Genomic DNA, 19,190 nt, shown 5'->3' on the forward strand with positions numbered 1-19,190 from the left:
GAACCAAAAGAAAGGGCACCGCATTTTCATGCAGTGCCCTTTTTATTTATCTTCCGAAAACCCTAAATAATTCGAGTTGCAGGAAAATCTTAACTCGCGACGGCGATACGCTTCATATCGGTCATATAGCCACGCAGAGTACGGCCGATAGACTCAATCGGGTGGTTGCGAATGGCTTCGTTAACATCACGCAGCTGCGCGTTATCAACCTGCGTTTCAGCCACAGATTTGCCCAAATCGCCCGCCTGCAGCGTGGTCATGAACTCTTTCAGCAACGGCACGGCAGCGTTAGCGAACAGGTAGTTACCGTATTCAGCGGTATCAGAGATAACCACGTTCATTTCGTACAGACGCTTACGCGCAACGGTGTTGGCGATCAGCGGCAGTTCGTGCAGTGATTCGTAGTAAGCCGATTCTTCGATGATGCCGGAAGCCACCATGGTTTCGAAGGCCAGCTCAACGCCCGCTTTCACCATCGCAATCATCACAACACCGTGGTCGAAGTATTCCTGCTCGGAAATTTTACCGTCGAACTGTGGTGCGTTTTCGAACGCAGTTGCGCCCGTTTCTTCACGCCAGGTCAGCAGGTTTTTGTCGTCGTTCGCCCAGTCAGCCATCATGCCGCTGGAGAATTCGCCGGAGATGATGTCGTCCATGTGTTTCTGGAACAGTGGCGCCATGATCTCTTTCAGTTGTTCGGACAGCGCATAAGCACGCAGTTTCGCCGGGTTAGACAGACGATCCATCATCAGCGTGATACCGCCTTGTTTCAGCGCTTCGGTGATGGTTTCCCAGCCGAACTGCAGCAGTTTTTCTGCGTACGCTTCATCAACACCGTCAGCAACCAGTTTGTCGAAGCACAGCAGAGAACCCGCCTGCAACATACCGCACAGGATAGTCTGCTCGCCCATCAGGTCAGATTTCACTTCGGCTACGAAAGAAGACTGCAGAACGCCCGCACGGTGGCCGCCGGTAGCTGCTGCCCAGGCCTTAGCAATCGCCATGCCTTCGCCTTTCGGGTCGTTTTCCGGATGAACCGCGATCAGTGTTGGTACACCGAAACCACGTTTGTATTCTTCACGCACTTCGGTGCCCGGGCATTTCGGCGCAACCATCACTACGGTGATGTCTTTACGGATTTGCTCGCCCACTTCAACGATGTTGAAACCATGGGAATAGCCCAGCGTTGCGCCGTCTTTCATCAGAGGCTGAACCGCTTTAACCACCGCGCTGTGCTGTTTGTCTGGCGTCAGGTTAACCACCAGATCCGCTTGCGGGATCAGTTCTTCGTAGGTGCCGACTTTAAAGCCGTTTTCGGTCGCTTTACGCCATGAAGCACGCTTCTCAGCAATGGCTTCTGCACGCAGGGTGTAAGACACATCCAGACCGGAATCACGCATGTTCAGACCCTGGTTCAGGCCCTGTGCGCCACAGCCTACAATCACCACTTTTTTACCTTTGAGATAGCTGGCTTCGTCCGCGAATTCATCGCGACCCATGAAGCGGCATTTGCCCAGTTGTGCCAGCTGCTGACGCAGGTTCAGTGTGTTGAAATAGTTAGCCATGTGTTGCTCCGTTCTATCGAGGTAAGTGCTGTTATTTTTTGTTTCACCGGTGAGCTGGTGAACGCCGTGAATTCACTATATGTCATGTGACACATTGCTTAAATTGATATATTACGAAGATGACGTTGCAGATTATGCAATACTCTCAATCAGTCATCTTTAACGCCAAAGAGCCGGACATTCTTTATGGACTTACGTGATCTGAAACTGTTTTTACATCTGGCGGAAAGCCGCCATTTCGGGCGTTCGTCGAAGGCGATGCATGTCAGCCCGTCCACGTTATCGCGCCAGATCCAGCGGCTGGAGGAAGAACTCGGCCAGCCGTTATTTCAGCGAGATAACCGCACCGTACAACTGACAAGTGCAGGCGAACAACTCAAAAACTTTGCCCAGCAGACGCTGCTGCATTACCAGCAACTGCGCAGCGGGTTGGATCAGCATGGCCCGACGCTGAGCGGCGAACTGCACCTGTTCTGCTCAGTCACCGCCGCCTACAGCCATTTACCGCCGATCCTTGACCGTTTCCGTGCGCAGCATCCGCTGGTCGAAATCAAACTGACCACCGGCGACGCCGCGGATGCGGTTGAAAAAGTCCAGTCCACAGAAGCGGATCTGGCGATTGCAGGTCGTCCGGAAAGTTTACCGGGCAGCGTCGATTTCACGCAGATCGGCGAAATCCCGATGATCCTGATTTCCCCTTCGCTGCCTTGCGCGGTGCGTACGCAAGTCAGCGAGCCACATCCGGACTGGTCACAAATTCCGTTCATCCTGCCGGAACACGGCCCCGCGAGAAAACGTATCGACATCTGGTTCAAACGCAACCGCCTGAGCAATCCCCAGATTTACGCCACGGTGTCCGGCCACGAAGCCATTGTGTCGATGGTCGCGCTCGGTTGCGGGATTGCGCTTATTCCGTCGGTGGTGGTCGATAACAGTCCGGAGCCGGTACGCAACCGTATTTCTGTTCTGGATAACGTCACGCTCGGCGCACCGCTGGAGCTGGGCGTCTGCGTGCAGAAAAAACGTCTGAACGAACCGCTGATCGACGCGTTCTGGCAGTTACTCTGAGCAATCGCCGGATAAAAAAAGGGGCACTTTTCAGGTGCCCCTCTGAGTCTAGCCCGCTAAAAAGAAGCGGAACGCCGGATTATCACTTTCGTTGTGACAGTCATAGCCCAGCGCCGACAGGTTCTGTTCGAACTCTGGCTCTTCTTCGTTCAGCTCAAACGCCGCCAGCACGCGACCAAAATCGGTGCCATGGCTGCGGTAATGGAACAGCGAAATATTCCAGTGCGTGCCCAGCGTGTGCAGGAATTTCAGCAAGGCACCCGGAGATTCCGGGAATTCAAAGCTGTAAAGCCGCTCGCGCAGAGGCTTGGTCGGACGCCCGCCCACCATGTAACGCACGTGAAGTTTCGCCATTTCATCGTCGGACAAATCCACAACCTGATAACCGTCGTGATTCAGTTCGTCGATGATTTCCTGACGCTCTGCATGCCCGCGCGTCAGACGCACACCCACAAAAATGCAGGCGTTGTCCGCATCGGCATAACGGTAGTTAAACTCCGTCACCGAACGGCCACCCAGCAGCTGACAGAATTTCAGGAAGCTGCCTTTGCGCTCAGGAATGGTCACCGCCAGCAGCGCTTCGCGTTGCTCGCCCAGCTCGCAGCGTTCTGACACATAACGCAGACCGTGGAAATTCACGTTCGCGCCGGAAAGCACATGCGCCAGACGCTCGCCCTGAATATTGTGCTGCTGCACGTATTTCTTCAGCCCCGCCAGCGCCAGCGCGCCGGAAGGTTCAGCAATTGCACGCACGTCTTCGAACAAATCTTTCACTGCGGCGCAGATGGAATCGCTGTCGACAGTGATCACGTCATCGAGATATTCGCGACACAGACGGAAGGTTTCGTTGCCGATGCGCTTCACCGCCACGCCTTCTGCGAACAACCCGACACGCGCCAGATCCACCGGTTCACCGGCGTCCATTGCCGCGCGCAGACAGGCTGAATCTTCGGCTTCAACGCCGATCACCTGAATCTGCGGCATCAGCTGTTTGATAAGCACCGCCACACCGGCTGCCAGACCACCGCCACCGACGGGTACGAATACGCGATCGAGATGCGCATCCTGTTGCAGCAGTTCCATCGCCAGCGTGCCCTGTCCGGCGATCACCGCCGGATGGTCGAACGGTGGCACAAACGTCATGCCCTGTTCCTGCGATAGCGTAATCGCTTTGGCTTTCGCCTCATCGAAATTCGCACCATGCAGCAGCACTTCGCCGCCGAAATTACGCACGGCATCCACTTTGATATCGGCTGTCGCTACCGGCATCACAATCAGAGATTTGATGCCTTTTTTGGTTGCCGACAATGCGACGCCCTGCGCATGGTTACCCGCTGACGCCGTGACGACGCCGCGTGCGGCCTGCTCTTCGGTCAGGCTGGCAATCATCGAATACGCACCGCGCAGTTTAAAACTGTGGACGGCCTGACGATCCTCCCTCTTCACCAGAATGGTATTACCCAGCCGGGAAGAGATCTTTTCCATGACCTGCAAAGGCGTCACCTGCGCGACTTCATAAACCGGCGCACGCAGCACGGCACGCAGATATTCTGCGCCGCACGGCTGGTCGGGTAGAGGTTGTGATACCGCCATGACTGTCAGCCTCCCAGCTTAGACTTGTCGCGTACTGCGCCTTTGTCCGCGCTGGTTGCCAGCAATGCGTAAGCACGCAGCGCCAGAGAAACCACACGTTCACGGTTTTTCGGCGTCCAGGCTTTGTCGCCACGCGCCAGTTCGGCTTCGTGACGCGCTGCCAGTTCCGCCGCAGGAACGTCCAGCACCATTTTGCGGTTTGGAATATCGATGTCGATGATGTCGCCATCTTCCACCAGCGCAATCAGGCCGCCGCTGCCCGCTTCCGGAGAAACGTGGCCGATGGACAGACCGGAGGTACCGCCGGAGAAACGACCGTCGGTGATCAGCGCACACTCTTTGCCCAGCCCCATGGATTTCAGATAGGTGGTCGGATACAGCATTTCCTGCATGCCCGGCCCGCCTTTCGGCCCTTCGTAACGGATAACTACCACGTCGCCGGAAACCACTTTGCCGCCGAGGATCGCGGAAACGGCATCATCCTGGCTTTCGTAAACTTTGGCCGGACCACGGAAAGTCAGGTTGGATTCATCCACGCCTGCGGTTTTAACGATGCTGCCCGCTTCGGCGATGTTGCCGTAAAGCACGGCCAGACCGCCGTCTTTACTGAAAGCATGTTCCAGAGAACGGATACAGCCTTCGGCGCGGTCGTCATCGAGCGTATCCCAGCGGCAATCCTGTGAGAACGCCTGGGTAGTACGGATACCTGCCGGACCGGCGCGGAACATTTTTTTCACCGCTTCGTCTTTGGTCAGCATGATGTCGTACTGATCCAGCGTCTGGTTCAGGGTCAGGCCGAGAATGTTTTTCACGTCGCGGTTCAGGAGATTGGCGCGATCCAGTTCGCCCAGAATAGCCAGCACGCCACCGGCACGGTGAACGTCTTCCATGTGGTATTTCTGTGTGCTCGGCGCAACTTTACACAGGTGCGGGACTTTGCGTGACAGACGGTCGATGTCGGTCATGTCGAAGTCGATTTCGCCTTCCTGCGCGGCAGCCAGCAGGTGAAGAACGGTGTTAGTCGAGCCGCCCATCGCGATATCCAGGATCATGGCATTTTCGAATGCAGCTTTGCTGGCGATGTTGCGCGGCAATGCGCTTTCATCGTCTTTTTCGTAATAACGTTTGGTCAGCTCAACGATGCGGCGACCGGCGTTCAGGAACAAATCGCGGCGATCAGCGTGCGTTGCCAGCAATGAACCGTTACCCGGCTGAGACAAACCCAGCGCTTCGGTCAGGCAGTTCATCGAGTTGGCGGTAAACATACCGGAACAGGAACCGCAGGTCGGACAGGCAGAACGTTCGATTTGTTCGCTGTCGGCATCGCTGACGTTCGGGTTTGCGCCCTGAATCATCGCATCGACCAGATCGAGTTTGATGATTTTGTCTGACAGTTTGGTTTTACCGGCTTCCATCGGACCACCGGAAACAAAGATCACCGGAATGTTCAGGCGCAGTGAGGCCATCAGCATTCCCGGGGTGATTTTGTCGCAGTTGGAAATACAGACCATGGCATCGGCACAGTGCGCGTTAACCATGTATTCCACGGAGTCCGCGATCAGCTCGCGAGAAGGCAGTGAATACAGCATGCCGCCATGACCCATGGCGATCCCGTCATCCACGGCGATAGTGTTGAACTCTTTCGCCACGCCGCCAGACGCTTCGATTTGCTCGGCAACCAGTTTACCCAGATCGCGCAAATGCACGTGGCCCGGTACGAACTGGGTGAATGAGTTGACGACGGCAATAATCGGTTTGCCGAAATCGTTATCCGTCATGCCGGTGGCACGCCATAAAGCGCGGGCGCCAGCCATGTTGCGACCATGTGTCGTGGTGTGGGAACGGTACTTAGGCATGCTCTGTTCACTCCAAATCATTTCTGTTTAGCAGGCAACGATATCGCTGCCTGCTGAATTTCTAATTTATCCTCATCATTACCCTAAATCATTCGGGTTGCAGCAAGGCGGCAACTGAATGAATCCCCGGGAGCTTACTCAGGTAAGTGACCGGGGTGAATAAAGGCAGCCAACGCAGAAGCAGCCTGAAGGATGACGGGTAATTACTGTGGGTTGATTGGATCCAGCCAACCCCATTTATCTTCGGTTTTGCCGGTGAACAGGCCGAAGAACGCATCCTGAATTTGTTTGGTGACCGGACCACGTTTGCCGATGCCAACCTGAATGCCATCGACGCTGCGAACTGGCGTGATTTCTGCGGCAGTACCGGACATGAAGACTTCGTCAGCCAGATACAGGGATTCACGGGACAGAACTTGTTCGCGAACTTCCAGACCCATGTCTTTCGCCAGTTTAATAATCGCGTCACGGGTGATACCCGGCAGGGCGGAAGAGGTGAACGGAGGTGTAAACAGAATGCCGTCTTTCACTTCAAACAGGTTTTCACCTGCGCCTTCAGAGACATAACCGTGAACGTCCAGCGCGATACCTTCCTGATAACCGTGGCGACGTGCTTCGCTGCCGACCAGCAATGAGGACAGGTAGTTACCACCGGCTTTCGCGGCAGTTGGAATGGTGTTGGCGGCAACGCGGTTCCAGGAAGACACCATTGCGTCAATGCCCTGCTCCAGCGCTTCTTCGCCCAGATACGCGCCCCAAGGGAAGGCGGCGATGATCACGTCAGTTTTGTAGCCGTCCGGCGGGTTAACGCCCATACCCACCTCGCCGACAAATACCAGCGGACGAATATACGCGCTGACCAGATTGTTTTTGCGCAGAGTCTCGCGGCAAGCTTCCATCAGCTCATCCACGCTCTGAGAAACCGGCATACGGTAGATTTTTGCGGAATCGCGCAGACGCTGCATGTGTTCACGGTGACGGAATACGACCGGGCCTTTATGGGAGTCGTAGCAACGCACGCCTTCAAATACGGATGTGCCGTAATGCAGTGCGTGTGACATGACGTGAACCTTCGCTTCTGCCCACGGAACCATCTCGCCATTGAACCAAATGTAATCAGCTTTCTTCGTCATTCTTTCGTTCCTTTACTCACGCATTCGCGCGTATTTGTTGTGATGTATGTTGCTGGATCTCGACACAAGCGACATCCATAAGTTTGCGTAACTGTGATGACAGTAAATCTACCGGGCGCTGACTGGCAACGGTCAATTCGATATTTATGTTTTCCGCGTTGACCATCGGGGTCATGTTCATCGCGCACACCTGGAAACCACGGTGGCGGACAACGCGTAATACGCGTTCTAACATTTCAGGGCGGAAACGGGCCTGGATTGAGACGTTATGCTGCATCATGACATTTTCTCCAACATGGTTTCGTTGCCTGCGCCCGGTGGAACCAGCGGCCAGACATTCTCATTTTCGTCGATGGAAACCTGAAGCAAATACGGGCCTTCGCTGTTGAAGAACGCGTCCAGAGCGGCATCGACTTGGTCTTTACGGTGGATACGCTGGCCGGGGATGTTGAATGCGCTGGCCAGCGTTACAAAATCGGGATTATCAGAAAGGTTGGTTTCACTGAAGCGTCCGTCGAAGAACAGTTCCTGCCACTGTCGGACCATCCCTAAACGCTGGTTATCCAGCAGCAGGATTTTGACGGGCAACTGTTTTCGTTTGATGGTGCCCAGCTCCTGAACGTTCATCATGAACGAGCCGTCGCCGGAAACGCAGATCACCATGTCGTCCGGACGGGCAACCTGTGCGCCGACGGCCGCCGGAACGCCAAAGCCCATCGTGCCCAGACCGCTGGAGGTGATGAAGTTTTCCGGGCGGCTGAACTGCATGTGCTGCGCGGTCCACATCTGATGCTGACCGACGTCGGTAGTCACGACGGTATTTTCAGATTTACGATCAGAGATTTGTTTCAGTAACAGCGGCGCATAAATCGCTTCGCCCGGATGGTCGTAGCGCCATTCGCCCTGCGCTTTCAGCGTCATCACTTCGTCACGCCATGCGCTGATATTCAGCGGTTGGCCGTTCTTAGACGGTGAGTAAAGCGCAGGTAACAGAGCATTCAGATCGCCCTGCAACGCTACGTGCGCCTGACGCAGTTTGTTCAGTTCGGCCGGGTCGATATCCATATGGATAATGGCCGCGTTTGGCGCAAAGGTATTCAGCTTGCCGGTCACCCGGTCATCAAAACGCGCACCAACGGCAATCAGTAAATCGCAGGACTGAACCGCCAGATTAGCGGCTTTGGTGCCGTGCATACCCAGCATTCCCAGATAGCACGGGTCAGTGGCATCCGGTGCGCCCAGCCCTTTCAGCGTGGCTACGGCCGGGATACCGGTTGCTGAGATGAATTCACGTAAGGCCGGAACTGCCTGCGCCATCCCCACGCCGCCGCCGACGTAGACCATCGGTTTTTGCGCCGCAGCGATCATCGCGCTGGCCTGTTGCAGTTCAGCCACCGGATGCGGGAAGGTTTCTTCCACCGCCAGCAAGTGTGGCGGCAATTCTCCGGTCGCCAGCTGGATGTCTTTCGGGATGTCGATCAGAACCGGCCCCGGACGCCCTGAAGTGGCGATAGCAAAAGCTTCCGCCATGATTTCCGGCAATGCATCCAGCGATTCAACCAGGAAGCTGTGTTTGGTGCAGGCCAGAGACAAGCCTAAAACGTCGATCTCCTGGAAAGCATCGGTACCAATGAATGCGGAGCCAACCTGACCGGTGATAGCCACCAGCGGAACAGAATCTAACAGCGCGTCGGCCAGACCGGTGATGAGGTTGGTCGCGCCAGGACCAGAAGTGGCGATACAGACGCCAACTTTTCCGGTTGAACGGGCATAGCCGATGGCAGCCATTGCGGCGCCCTGCTCGTGCCGGCACAACAGGTGTTCCACGCCGCCGTCATACAATGCATCGTATACCGGCATGATTGCCCCGCCAGGATATCCAAATACTGTATTTACACCCTGCGCACGCAACGCTTGTACTACCCACTGTGCTCCGTTCATCCTTATTCTCCTGCCTTTTTGCGACAAGTGCAGAATATTATGCTGTTGCTCATTTTCCGACCCCGCTTCACTGTTCTCTGAAATTCCTGACCCAAAAAAAAACCCCGGACCTTTCGGTGCGGGGTTTCTTTTCAGGTTCAGGCTTGTTTAATAAGCCTTTCTTCGTCCAAGTGCAGCCCCGCACGGTGGGATAATAATCACCACCACGCTAATCACGACTAGGCTAACTACGAGGAGAAGGGCTTTCATTTTTAGGTTTCTATAATTCATATTGCGAACGATTGCCTACAGAGTTATCACAGTCAGCTATTTAATGACAACATTTTTCTTGCGTTATTATTTGCAGTCCGTTGCACAATTCGCAGGAAATCGTCTGATAAATCAAACCTTAGCGCGATCGCTGACCTTCTGATTATTTATTGCTCCGGCAATGGCTTTTCCGCGGGTATCCCGGCCAAAGGCCACCAGAACCGAAATCAGAATGGCGACAGTACCGGCTACTATCGCCATCGCCAGTCCGTAATTGTGTCCATGGCTTTCGGCAATGTAGGCCTGAAGCGTCGCATTAACTGACGCAATCAGGTTGCCGAGCTGGTAAACAAATCCCGGCAGAACCGCGCGGGTGTTGGCGGGCACCAGTTCTGTCAGATAAGTCGGCACCACGCCCCATGCGCCCTGCACCATAAACTGCATCAGAAACGCCCCGAGTCCCAGCATCCACGAACCGCCGGAAAATGCCCATAGAGGAATGACCGGGAGTGAAAGCAGTGCGGCAATAATAATCGCCTTCTTGCGACCAATCTTTTCAGAAAGCGAACCAAAGAAGATCCCGCCGATAATTGACGCGATATTGTAGCTTATGGCGATTAAACTGACGGTATGTGCATCGAAACCGTGCTGAACTTTCAGGAAGGTCGGATAGAGATCTTGCGTACCGTGACTGAAGAAATTAAAGCCCGCCATCAGCACCACCAGATAGACACACAGCTTCCAGTTTTTCTTCAGCACCGGCATCAGAGCCGTGCTTTCATTGCGTTCCCGCGCTGCCAGCCAGACCGGTGATTCCTGCACTTTGAACCAGATAAATGGCAGCAGGAAAATCGGCACCGCACCAATCACAAACATTCCGCGCCAGCCCACCACATCAAACAATAAGCCGTACACCACGGCGGCCAGCAAATAACCAAAGGGATAACCCGCCTGGAAAATCCCCGACATCATGCCGCGTGAGCGGTCAGGAATGGTTTCCATCGCCAGCGAAGAGGCCACGCCCCAGACACCGCCCATCGCAATGCCGTAAATGACGCGAAGGATCAGGAATACGGTCAGCGAAGGCGCCGCTGCGGTACACAACTCGAAGAATGAAAACAGCGCGATGTTGACCATCAGAACCGGTTTGCGCCCGTATTTCTCCGCAGCACGCCCGAACAGCAGCGCACCGATTGGCCGCACGGCCAGTGTCAGCAGGATAGCCAGCGTGACCTGTTTGATATCAACCTGAAACGCCGTGGCAATATCACTGAGCAGGAAGACCAGAACGAAGAAGTCAAAAGCATCGAGAGTCCAGCTCAGAAAACTGGCGATGGCAACGTTACGCTGCCGAGAAGTCCAACCAAACATGGGTGTATCCCTATTCCGGAATAGCTGTAGGTTATGCGCTCACCGGGGCGTTCCGGAAAACCCTCAGTAAGGCCGCGAGATGTTAATCAATGATTCGTATTTGTTTATTTATTGTTAAATACAATTAAATTAAACACCTCAGCCTGTATAACCAGCAACTTAATTAGCGGGCTAATTTGTTTCCGAACACATCAAACTGTTAATGAGTATTGCTGCGGTTGCGATACGCTTCGCATCTGTCTGTGTTAACCCACTGACTTACAGAATATTTATCCGCGATGTTACGCATCGTGCAAATCTTCTCCCCGCAAGTGTTTCAGGCTCAGGCATGCTGCCCCCCAGGAAATCTCACAGCAAAGGAAAAAGCATGTCATTAGCCGTGGTGTATACCCGCGCCTCACTGGGTGTTCAGGCGCCCGGCGTCTCGGTCGAGGTACATATCAGCAACGGTTTACCGGCTCTGACGCTGGTCGGTTTACCGGAAACCACCGTCAAAGAGGCCAGAGACAGGGTTCGCAGCGCCATCATCAACTGCGGATTCATCTTTCCGGCAAAACGCATCACCGTGAATCTTGCGCCAGCCGATTTGCCGAAAGAAGGTGGCCGGTATGATTTATCCATTGCGCTGGCGATTCTGGTGGCCTCAGAGCAGCTTCAGGGGGATAAGCTTGAGGAGTACGAGTTTGTGGGCGAACTCGGGCTTTCTGGTGCGCTACGCAGCGTAAATGGTGCGATACCAGCAGCACTTGAGGCGCAGAAAGCAGGCCGGATATTGATCCTGCCGCAAAGTAATCAAACGGAAATGACGCTGCTCGATCCCGGTGTCGCGCGGGTGGCCGGGCACTTATTGCAGGTCTGTGCGTTTTTGCAGGGCGAAGATAATTTGCCGGCCATCGAATTTCCCGTTCACCCGGCCATTCCGGCACATCAGCCGGACATTTCAGACATCATCGGGCAGGAACAATCCAAGCGCGCACTGGAGGTCGCGGCGGCAGGCGGCCATAATTTATTGCTGATAGGACCGCCGGGCACCGGAAAAACCATGCTGGCGAGCCGGTTGCCGGGATTGTTGCCACCGCTGACCAATGAGGAAAAGTTAGAAACCGCAGCTATCGCCAGTCTGGTGTATAACCCGGAGGAAGACGGCGGTTTTTCACGCGTGCGGCCATTTCGGGCACCGCATCACAGCACGTCGATGAGTGCGCTGGTCGGAGGTGGCTCGCTGCCCAGACCAGGAGAAATATCGCTGGCCCATAATGGTGTGCTGTTTCTCGATGAACTGCCTGAATTTCAGCGGCAGGTTCTGGATGCTTTGCGCCAGCCGATGGAATCCGGCGAAATCACCATTTCCCGCGCACGGGCGAAAGTCCGCTATCCCGCAAGAGCGCAGTTGATTGCAGCGATGAATCCCAGCCCGACCGGACATTATCAGGGCATCCACAACCGCACGCCGCCACAGCAGGTTTTACGCTATCTGAGCCGGCTTTCGGGGCCTTTCCTCGACCGGTTCGATCTGTCGATTGAAGTCCCGCTCCTGCCGCCCGGTATTTTGAGTCAGCAAAACCATACGCCTGTTCTGAGGGAAAACAGCGCACAAGTGCGGGAACGGGTACTGAACGCCAGAGAAATACAGTTAAACCGCGCGGGGAAAATCAATGCGCATCTGAGCAGCAGCGAAGTGGAAACGTATTGTGTGTTAGCCAAAGCAGACGCAGAGTTCCTGGAAGAGGTACTGCATAAGCTGGGTTTATCGGTAAGAGCCTGGCATCGCATTCTGAAAGTCGCGAGAACATTGGCTGATTTGGGTAGTGTTGAGGAGATTGAACGACGGCATATTGCTGAGGCGCTAAGCTATCGCAGCATGGATAGGCTATTGTTAACTCTGCATAAGAGTCTGGCATAAAAAAACGGGGCATCGCCCCGTTTCATTAGTCATCGCTTTCCGTGTAGTCTTCTACAGCGTCAGCCTGCGGTTTACCGCCAGACAACGTGTGGAATTTCTTCGGACGACGGGTGCGGACAATGTATTTGTTCCACACTTTTTCTGCATCTGTCACAGGTTCACGCGTACCGCGGCAAACCTCCAGGAACAGTTTTTCTTCGTCGTTAGCAGGCTCACGTTTTCCCAGATCCAGCTCGTTAAAGGCAAAGCCGTAACGTTCTAGCATTTGCGCTTCTTTAATGGTGAAATCGCCATGCCGGGAGAACCCGCGAGGGTAATGTTTATTATCAAAAAAACGATTTGTCGTGGTGAAGCTTTCCGCCATCTGACACGCTCCTAATTCTCTCATGGTCGTGCTGTTATGGCGCGGAGTATTAGTTAGGCTTGACATTGTGTAAAACAAAACATTTAAATCTTAACGACAAAAAATATTGGAGATAGTTTTGGACACGGAATTACTGAAAACCTTTTTGGAGGTCAGTAGAACTCGCCACTTTGGTCGGGCGGCGGAATCCCTATATCTGACGCAATCTGCCGTCAGTTTTCGTATCCGACAACTGGAAACCCAACTTGGCGCCAATTTGTTCACACGGCATCGCAACAACATCCGGTTAACGCCCGCAGGAGAACGCCTGCTGCCTTATGCTGAGAATCTGATGTCGACCTGGCAGATGGCAAAAAAAGAGGTGGTACGTTCGTTACAGCACACTGAATTGTCGATTGGGGCAACGGCCTCGCTTTGGGAAGCCTATCTGACCCCGTGGCTGCAATCGCTTTACACGCAGCGCGGCGCACTGAGACTTGAGGCACGCATCGCCCTTCGCCAGTCTCTGGTCAAACAATTGCATGAAAGACAACTGGATTTACTGATCACCACTGAACCGCCGAAGATGGATGAGCTTTCAAGCCAGCTGTTAGGTAATTTCTCGTTACGACTTTTTTCATCACAGAAAACGGTCAGGGAAGAACATCCACCGTATGTGAAACTGGAATGGGGTGCGGACTTTCCTCAGCAGGAAAAGCTGCAAAACAGCGATCAGGAACCGGTGCTGACCACAACGTCTGCGCATCTGACGCGCCAGTTGCTGGAAAACACCGGCGGTTGCGCTTTCCTGCCCGCGCATTGGGCGAAGGAATATCCGCAGCTGTCGGTGCATGAAGAGATCCCTCCGGTGATCCGCCCGCTGTACGCCGTCTGGCTGCAAACCAGCGATCAGCAGGTTCTGATCCGTCAGTTACTCAAAACGCCGCTGATCACTAATCTCTGAACCGTCCGGCCTCAAGACGGTTCAGGCCGCGGATGGCGCGCTCTTCTGGCTGTCCAGAAGGTACCCATACCTTTTTGCAATCCGATGAAGATGAACAGCAACACACCCATCACGATTTTGGTCCACCACGAGCTGAGTGTGCCATCGAAAGTGATGTAGGTTTGTATCAGCCCCTGAATGAGCACGCCAAACAAGCTGCCCAACACTGTGCCTACGCCGCCGCTCAGCAACGTACCGCCAATGACGACAGAAGCGATAGCATCGAGCTCTACACCGCTGGCAGCGAGTGCATACCCTGCAGATGTGTACAGCGAGAAAATGATGCCGGATAACACGGCCAGCGAACTTGAGAGCATATAGATATAAATCGTGGTTCGGCGAACCGGCACTCCCATCAGCGCAGCCGAAACGTTACTTCCGCCGACGGCATAGACGTTGTTACCAAATCGCGTGCGATGCGCCAGAATAATCCCGCCCAGCACCACCAGCAACATGACCAGAGCCAGCAAAGTGAAACGGCCGCCTCCGGGCATTTTCCAGGCATAATTGGCGAGGAAATCATAAACCGGATGGTTAATCGGCAACGATTCTTCCGAGACGATAAAACTCATTCCGCGCACAAAAAACATGCCCGCCAGCGTGATGATGAAAGCCGGCAGTTTCAGCGTATCAATAATCCAGCCCATCAGCGCCCCGAACAACGCGCCCATCAAAAGCACAATGACAAACGCGTAACCGGGCGCAACACCGTAAGTGCCTATCAGTTTCGCCAGCAATACGCCCGTGAAAGCGATAACAGAGCCCACGGAAAGGTCGATACCGCCGGAGAGAATAACGAACGTCATACCGACCGCGACAATGCCCAGGAAGGCGTTGTCCGTCAGTAAATCAAAGAAGACACGCGTGGAAGCAAAGCCCGGAAACTGCGTGAAGCAATAAGCGTATCCGGCCAGGAACACCAAGATAGTAATCAGCAGGGGCAGATTTCTTTTAAGCATTATCCCTTCCTCCGGAACAGATTACTGAGCGAGACGCGGGGTGACTGAACCACCAGTACGGCGAGAACCACAAGGGCTTTCAGTACCAGATTGAATTCGGGTTTAAAGCCGGAGAGCAGAATGCCGGTATTCATTCCCTGAATAATCAGCGCACCGACTACCGAAAGAAGCAGGTTAAAACGGCCGCCCAGCAACGAGCCGCCACCGATGACGACGGCAAGAATAGCGTCAAGCTCCAGCCATAAACCGGCGTTATTGGCATCTGCACCGCGGATATCCGCGGTCACAATCACACCTGCAACAGCCGCGCAAATCCCGCAGATGACGTAAGTGGAAATCAGCACCAGACGGGCGTTTACGCCAGCGTTATAAGCAGAGCGGATGTTGATACCCACCGATTCGATAAACAACCCGAGCGCCGTTTTGCGCGTCAGCGCCCAGACCAGCACCAGCATGACGACGGCAATGATCACCGGCATCGGCAGATAAAACAGCGAACCACTGCCAAACTGCGATAAACCGTTATGTTCAAACGTGACAATCTGTCCTTCCGTTATTAACTGTGCGATCCCCCTTCCGGCGACCATCAGCATCAGCGTGGCAACGATCGGTTGTATTTGCAGGACTGCGACCAGAAATCCATTCCACAAGCCACATATCGCACCAACACCAACTGATGCCAGCAATACCATCGCCAGCGGATAGCCCTGTACGGTCATGGCCGCCGCCGTCGCACCCGCTATCGCCATCACAGCCCCGACGGAAAGGTCGATCCCGCCGGTCGCGATAACCAGCGTCATCCCCAGAGCCAGCAGTGCTACAGGCGCCCCGCGGTTGAATATATCTACCAGGCTGCCAAACAGGCGGCCATCCTGAATATGAATAGAGAAAAATCCGGGGGCGACTAGGCTGTCGATGATTAATATGGCGACGAAAGCGCCGATTTGCATGGCACCCTTAGGAAATACAAATCTTACTTTGCGCGGTCTTCCCGTCATTGGCAGACTCCTGTTGCTCATTGATATCTCCTCATTGCGCCGCAATGGCTTTCATAATGGCTGGTACGGAGATTTCAGCCTGCTCTATTTCTGTCACATGACGACGGTCGCGTAACACCACGATGCGGTCGGCATAGCCCGACAGTTCTTCCAGTTCAGATGAAATGACCAGTAAGGCCAGCCCTTCATCGCAAAGTTTCTCAATCAGACGGATGATTTCTGCATGCGCCCCCACATCAATGCCGCGGGTGGGTTCGTCGAGAATGAGGAAACGGGGATTGGTCGCAAGCCAGCGGGAAAGAAGCACTTTTTGCTGATTACCGCCGGAGAGATACTGAATTTCCTGCTCCGTACCGGGTGTGCGGATACCGAGCAGTTTGATGAATTTTTCGGCTATCTGGTGCTGTTCTTTCATGGGAAGAGGTCGCAACCAGCCGCGCTGAGCCTGTAAGGCAAGGATGATATTTTCACGCACTGTGGCGGCACCGATAATCCCATCCGTTTTGCGATCTTCCGGGCAATAACCAAACCCAAGCTTCGCGGCCTTGCGGGGGGTGCTGATGGTTTCGGGTTTGCCATCAACCTGCGCGCTGCCGCTGTCATGTCCCTTGATACCGAAGATCAACTGCGCCGTTTCTGTTCGCCCTGATCCCAGCAAACCTGCCAGCCCTACGATTTCGCCACGCCGTACTTTCAGGTTGAAATTTTCAATGACCCCACGACGGCCATAATCTTTGAAATCGACCAAAGGCTCGCCCGTCACATTGCGATGCTCGGTACGTTTTAGCAGGCTTTCATCAAAGCTGTGTCCCAGCATCATTGGCACCAGATCGATACGTGGCAGATCAACAGTACGTTCAGATCCCACCCGTTTACCGTTACGTAAAACCGTTATCCGGTCGCTGATTCGATAAACCTGGTCGAGGAAATGCGTCACGAAGATCATCCCCACGCCTTTGTCACGCAGCTGAACAAGAATATCGAGCAACATGCTGACTTCTTTGGCGTCCAGGCTGGCTGTTGGCTCATCGAGTATTAAGACTTGCGCTGAAAGATCGACAGCGCGGGCAATGGCCACGATTTGCTGGATAGCAATGGAATAAGTGGAAAGAGGCTGGCTGACATCCAGATGCAGACCATAACCTTCCAGAAGGGATTCGGCCTGTTGTTCCATCTTGCGCTGATTGACCAGCCCGAAGCGGGTCGGTTCGCGCCCGATAAAGAGATTAGCGGCGACAGAGATATTCGGCAGAAGGTTAACTTCCTGATATACCGTGCCGATCCCAAGCGACTGAGCATCAGCAGTATTGACCGGTTCAATCGATTTTCCGTTGAGAAAAACTTGTCCGGAAGAGCGCTTATAAACACCGGTAAGCGCTTTAATCATCGTGGACTTGCCCGCACCGTTTTCACCTAACAGTGCCACTATTTCGCCACGTTCGAGCGTGAAGTCGACATTTTCCAGCGCTTTAACGCCGGGAAATTCTACGGATAAACCGCGGACCTCAAGCAGTGTTTCTGAACCAGGATTATCCGTCACGTCACTACTCCTGCTGCATTCGCCAGGGGGCGAAAAGGGAATAATTTTTACCGGCCTGCCGCTGAGGCAAGCCGGTAAACCGGCTTAATAACCCATGTCTTTTTTCATGTCGTATTCTTTCTGAGCCATATCCGGCAGGATAAGCGCAGACTGAGTCTGAATGAATTTCTTAGGCTGAGTGCCATCCTTTTTCATTGCAATCAGAGCATCAAATGCAGGGCCCGCCATATTAGGCGTCAGCTCAACAGAAGCATTCGCTTCACCGGCCAGCATCGCTTTGTAGATGTCAGGAACGCCATCGATTGAAACAATTTTAATCTGCGAACCCGGCTTAAGGCCGGCTTCTTTAATGGCCTGAATCGCACCGATTGCCATGTCATCGTTATGGGCGTAAACAGCACAAATGTTCTTACCGTTTTGCTCAGCCTTGATGAAGCTTTCCATGACTTCTTTACCTTTACTACGGGTGAAGTCACCAGATTGTGAACGGATAATTTTGACGTTTGGCGCAGCTTTCAGCGCATCGGCAAAGCCTTGTTTACGGTTTAAGGCGACGCTTGCGCCCACGGTGCCTTGTAATTCAACAACATTACACGGCTTACCGGCGACATCTTTGACCAACCAGTCTCCGGCCACTTTGCCTTCATATACGCTGTCCGAAGCCACTGCGGCGGTGTAGAGAGAAGGATCACTGACTTCGATAGTACGGTCTAACAGGAATACCGGGATCTTGGCTTCTTTAGCTTCCGTCAGAACAGGAGCCCACCCGGTGGCCACGACCGGCGCGATGAAGATGGCATCCACACCCTGAGCGATAAAGGAGCGTATGGCTTTGATTTGGTTTTCTTGTTTCTGCTGAGCATCAGCAATTTTGAGTGTGATACCGCGTTTTTCGGCCTCGGACTTAGCCACTTTTGTCTCCGCAGAACGCCACCCAGACTCAGAGCCAATCTGCGAAAAACCAACAACCAGCGGAGCTGCATGAGCCGCGCCACAAAGTGCTGTTGCCACTGCTGCTGCCACAATTAAGCGTTTGTACATGTTTCTTTCCTCGCGTGTAGTCTGAGCTACTTTTTGTTATGACTCGTAGGGTACGGCCAGGACGTTCACCCGACCTCAGTGTTCATTCCTCTCGACACGACGTCAGGAAAAAGAATGAAAACAGTATTGTCAGGGGCGGTTTGTCGTCACAGGACGATGATTAGGTTTAGTACACTGGGAAAAAGGGAGCATGAGCGGGGTCACATACGGGGAGAACAATCAATTAGTGCATGTATTCAGCCAAAACATGACAAAAAACAACCAGGAAAATGGAGCGCATTGAGCCGAAATGGTGCAAAAACCGGCAAGACATGGGTTTTATTGAGGGGTTAATGAGCGCGATAAGAAAGGAGGATAAATTACAGACGAAAAAAAACCCCTCGCTTTCGCGAAGGGTTTCAATATGGCAGGGGCGGAGAGACTCGAACTCGCGACACCCGGTTTTGGAGACCGGTGCTCTACCAACTGAGCTACGCCCCTAAATTACGCTTAACATTATGCCTGCTAAAATTAGCAGGCATAATCAAATAATTGGCGGAACGGACGGGGCTCGAACCCGCGACCCCCTGCGTGACAGGCAGGTATTCTAACCAACTGAACTACCGCTCCACCGGTTCTTTCACACGC

The 19,190-nt window shown here is 53.8% G+C and carries 16 protein-coding genes and 2 tRNA genes; 3 read left to right on the plus strand and 15 right to left on the minus strand.

Going from position 1 to position 19,190, the window contains the following annotated elements:
• Window positions 1-89: 89 nt before the first annotated feature.
• Window positions 90-1,565 (minus strand): ketol-acid reductoisomerase, encoded by a 1,476-nt coding sequence (gene ilvC / locus EC840_RS22890; protein ID WP_056772344.1) that lies wholly within the window; start codon window positions 1,563-1,565, stop codon window positions 90-92.
• Window positions 1,566-1,751: 186 nt separating this feature from the next.
• Here ilvC and ilvY point away from each other — a divergent pair, with 186 nt between their 5' ends.
• Window positions 1,752-2,633 (plus strand): HTH-type transcriptional activator IlvY, encoded by an 882-nt coding sequence (gene ilvY, locus EC840_RS22895; protein ID WP_112290295.1) that lies wholly within the window; start codon window positions 1,752-1,754, stop codon window positions 2,631-2,633.
• 48 nt (window positions 2,634-2,681) lie between these two features.
• Here ilvY and ilvA read toward each other — a convergent pair whose 3' ends face one another.
• The 7 genes from ilvA to EC840_RS22930 all read right to left on the minus strand — a co-directional run bounded on the left by ilvA (window position 2,682) and on the right by EC840_RS22930 (window position 10,776).
• A complete protein-coding gene (gene ilvA / locus EC840_RS22900; protein ID WP_120162810.1) occupies window positions 2,682-4,226 on the minus strand; it encodes a threonine ammonia-lyase, biosynthetic in 1,545 nt (514 codons plus the stop codon).
• A 5-nt stretch (window positions 4,227-4,231) separates the two neighbouring features.
• Window positions 4,232-6,082: a dihydroxy-acid dehydratase gene (ilvD, locus tag EC840_RS22905; RefSeq protein ID WP_112290317.1), complete on the minus strand. Its 1,851-nt coding sequence runs from the start codon at window positions 6,080-6,082 to the stop codon at window positions 4,232-4,234.
• A gap of 203 nt (window positions 6,083-6,285) precedes the next feature.
• Window positions 6,286-7,215 carry a branched-chain amino acid transaminase gene (locus EC840_RS22910; protein ID WP_132967179.1) on the minus strand — a complete coding sequence of 310 codons (930 nt, stop codon included), beginning with the start codon at window positions 7,213-7,215 and terminating at the stop codon, window positions 6,286-6,288.
• A gap of 16 nt (window positions 7,216-7,231) precedes the next feature.
• The gene (gene ilvM / locus EC840_RS22915; RefSeq protein WP_013577547.1) at window positions 7,232-7,495 is read right to left on the minus strand and encodes an acetolactate synthase 2 small subunit; all 264 of its coding nucleotides are present in this window, start codon (window positions 7,493-7,495) and stop codon (window positions 7,232-7,234) included.
• Window positions 7,492-9,156: an acetolactate synthase 2 catalytic subunit gene (ilvG, locus tag EC840_RS22920; protein WP_132967181.1), complete on the minus strand. Its 1,665-nt coding sequence runs from the start codon at window positions 9,154-9,156 to the stop codon at window positions 7,492-7,494. The genes ilvM and ilvG overlap by 4 nt, the downstream gene beginning before the upstream one ends.
• Before the next feature lie 147 nt (window positions 9,157-9,303).
• Window positions 9,304-9,405 (minus strand): ilv operon leader peptide, encoded by a 102-nt coding sequence (ilvL, locus tag EC840_RS22925; RefSeq protein WP_015699153.1) that lies wholly within the window; start codon window positions 9,403-9,405, stop codon window positions 9,304-9,306.
• 132 nt (window positions 9,406-9,537) lie between these two features.
• The gene (locus EC840_RS22930) at window positions 9,538-10,776 is read right to left on the minus strand and encodes an MFS transporter (protein ID WP_129637832.1); all 1,239 of its coding nucleotides are present in this window, start codon (window positions 10,774-10,776) and stop codon (window positions 9,538-9,540) included.
• Between the two features lie 367 nt (window positions 10,777-11,143).
• On the opposite strand from EC840_RS22930, the gene EC840_RS22935 reads away from it, so the two are divergent.
• A complete protein-coding gene (locus EC840_RS22935) occupies window positions 11,144-12,679 on the plus strand; it encodes a YifB family Mg chelatase-like AAA ATPase (protein WP_132967182.1) in 1,536 nt (511 codons plus the stop codon).
• Between the two features lie 25 nt (window positions 12,680-12,704).
• Here EC840_RS22935 and EC840_RS22940 read toward each other — a convergent pair whose 3' ends face one another.
• Window positions 12,705-13,043 carry a DUF413 domain-containing protein gene (locus tag EC840_RS22940; RefSeq protein ID WP_112290286.1) on the minus strand — a complete coding sequence of 113 codons (339 nt, stop codon included), beginning with the start codon at window positions 13,041-13,043 and terminating at the stop codon, window positions 12,705-12,707.
• A 118-nt stretch (window positions 13,044-13,161) separates the two neighbouring features.
• Here EC840_RS22940 and hdfR point away from each other — a divergent pair, with 118 nt between their 5' ends.
• On the plus strand, window positions 13,162-13,986 hold the full coding sequence (gene hdfR, locus EC840_RS22945) for an HTH-type transcriptional regulator HdfR (RefSeq protein WP_112290284.1): 825 nt from the start codon (window positions 13,162-13,164) through the stop codon (window positions 13,984-13,986).
• Window positions 13,987-13,997: 11 nt separating this feature from the next.
• On the opposite strand, the gene yjfF is transcribed toward hdfR, so the two are convergent.
• The 6 genes from yjfF to EC840_RS22975 form a co-directional block, all read right to left on the minus strand.
• A complete protein-coding gene (gene yjfF, locus EC840_RS22950; RefSeq protein ID WP_113878114.1) occupies window positions 13,998-14,984 on the minus strand; it encodes a galactofuranose ABC transporter, permease protein YjfF in 987 nt (328 codons plus the stop codon).
• Window positions 14,984-16,003, minus strand: coding sequence for a galactofuranose ABC transporter, ATP-binding protein YtfT (ytfT, locus tag EC840_RS22955; RefSeq protein WP_132967184.1), 1,020 nt, complete (start codon window positions 16,001-16,003; stop codon window positions 14,984-14,986). The genes yjfF and ytfT overlap by 1 nt, the downstream gene beginning before the upstream one ends.
• 10 nt (window positions 16,004-16,013) lie before the next feature.
• Complete coding sequence (ytfR, locus tag EC840_RS22960) at window positions 16,014-17,495, minus strand: galactofuranose ABC transporter, ATP-binding protein YtfR (protein ID WP_207914785.1); 1,482 nt, start codon at window positions 17,493-17,495, stop codon at window positions 16,014-16,016.
• A gap of 111 nt (window positions 17,496-17,606) precedes the next feature.
• On the minus strand, window positions 17,607-18,563 hold the full coding sequence (gene ytfQ, locus EC840_RS22965; RefSeq protein ID WP_112290278.1) for a galactofuranose ABC transporter, galactofuranose-binding protein YtfQ: 957 nt from the start codon (window positions 18,561-18,563) through the stop codon (window positions 17,607-17,609).
• A gap of 404 nt (window positions 18,564-18,967) precedes the next feature.
• Window positions 18,968-19,043, minus strand: a tRNA-Trp gene (locus tag EC840_RS22970).
• Window positions 19,044-19,095: 52 nt separating this feature from the next.
• A tRNA-Asp gene (locus tag EC840_RS22975) sits at window positions 19,096-19,172 on the minus strand.
• Window positions 19,173-19,190 lie beyond the last annotated feature (18 nt).

The organism is Rahnella sp. JUb53, assembly GCF_004346065.1.
Classification (GTDB): domain Bacteria; phylum Pseudomonadota; class Gammaproteobacteria; order Enterobacterales; family Enterobacteriaceae; genus Rahnella; species Rahnella variigena.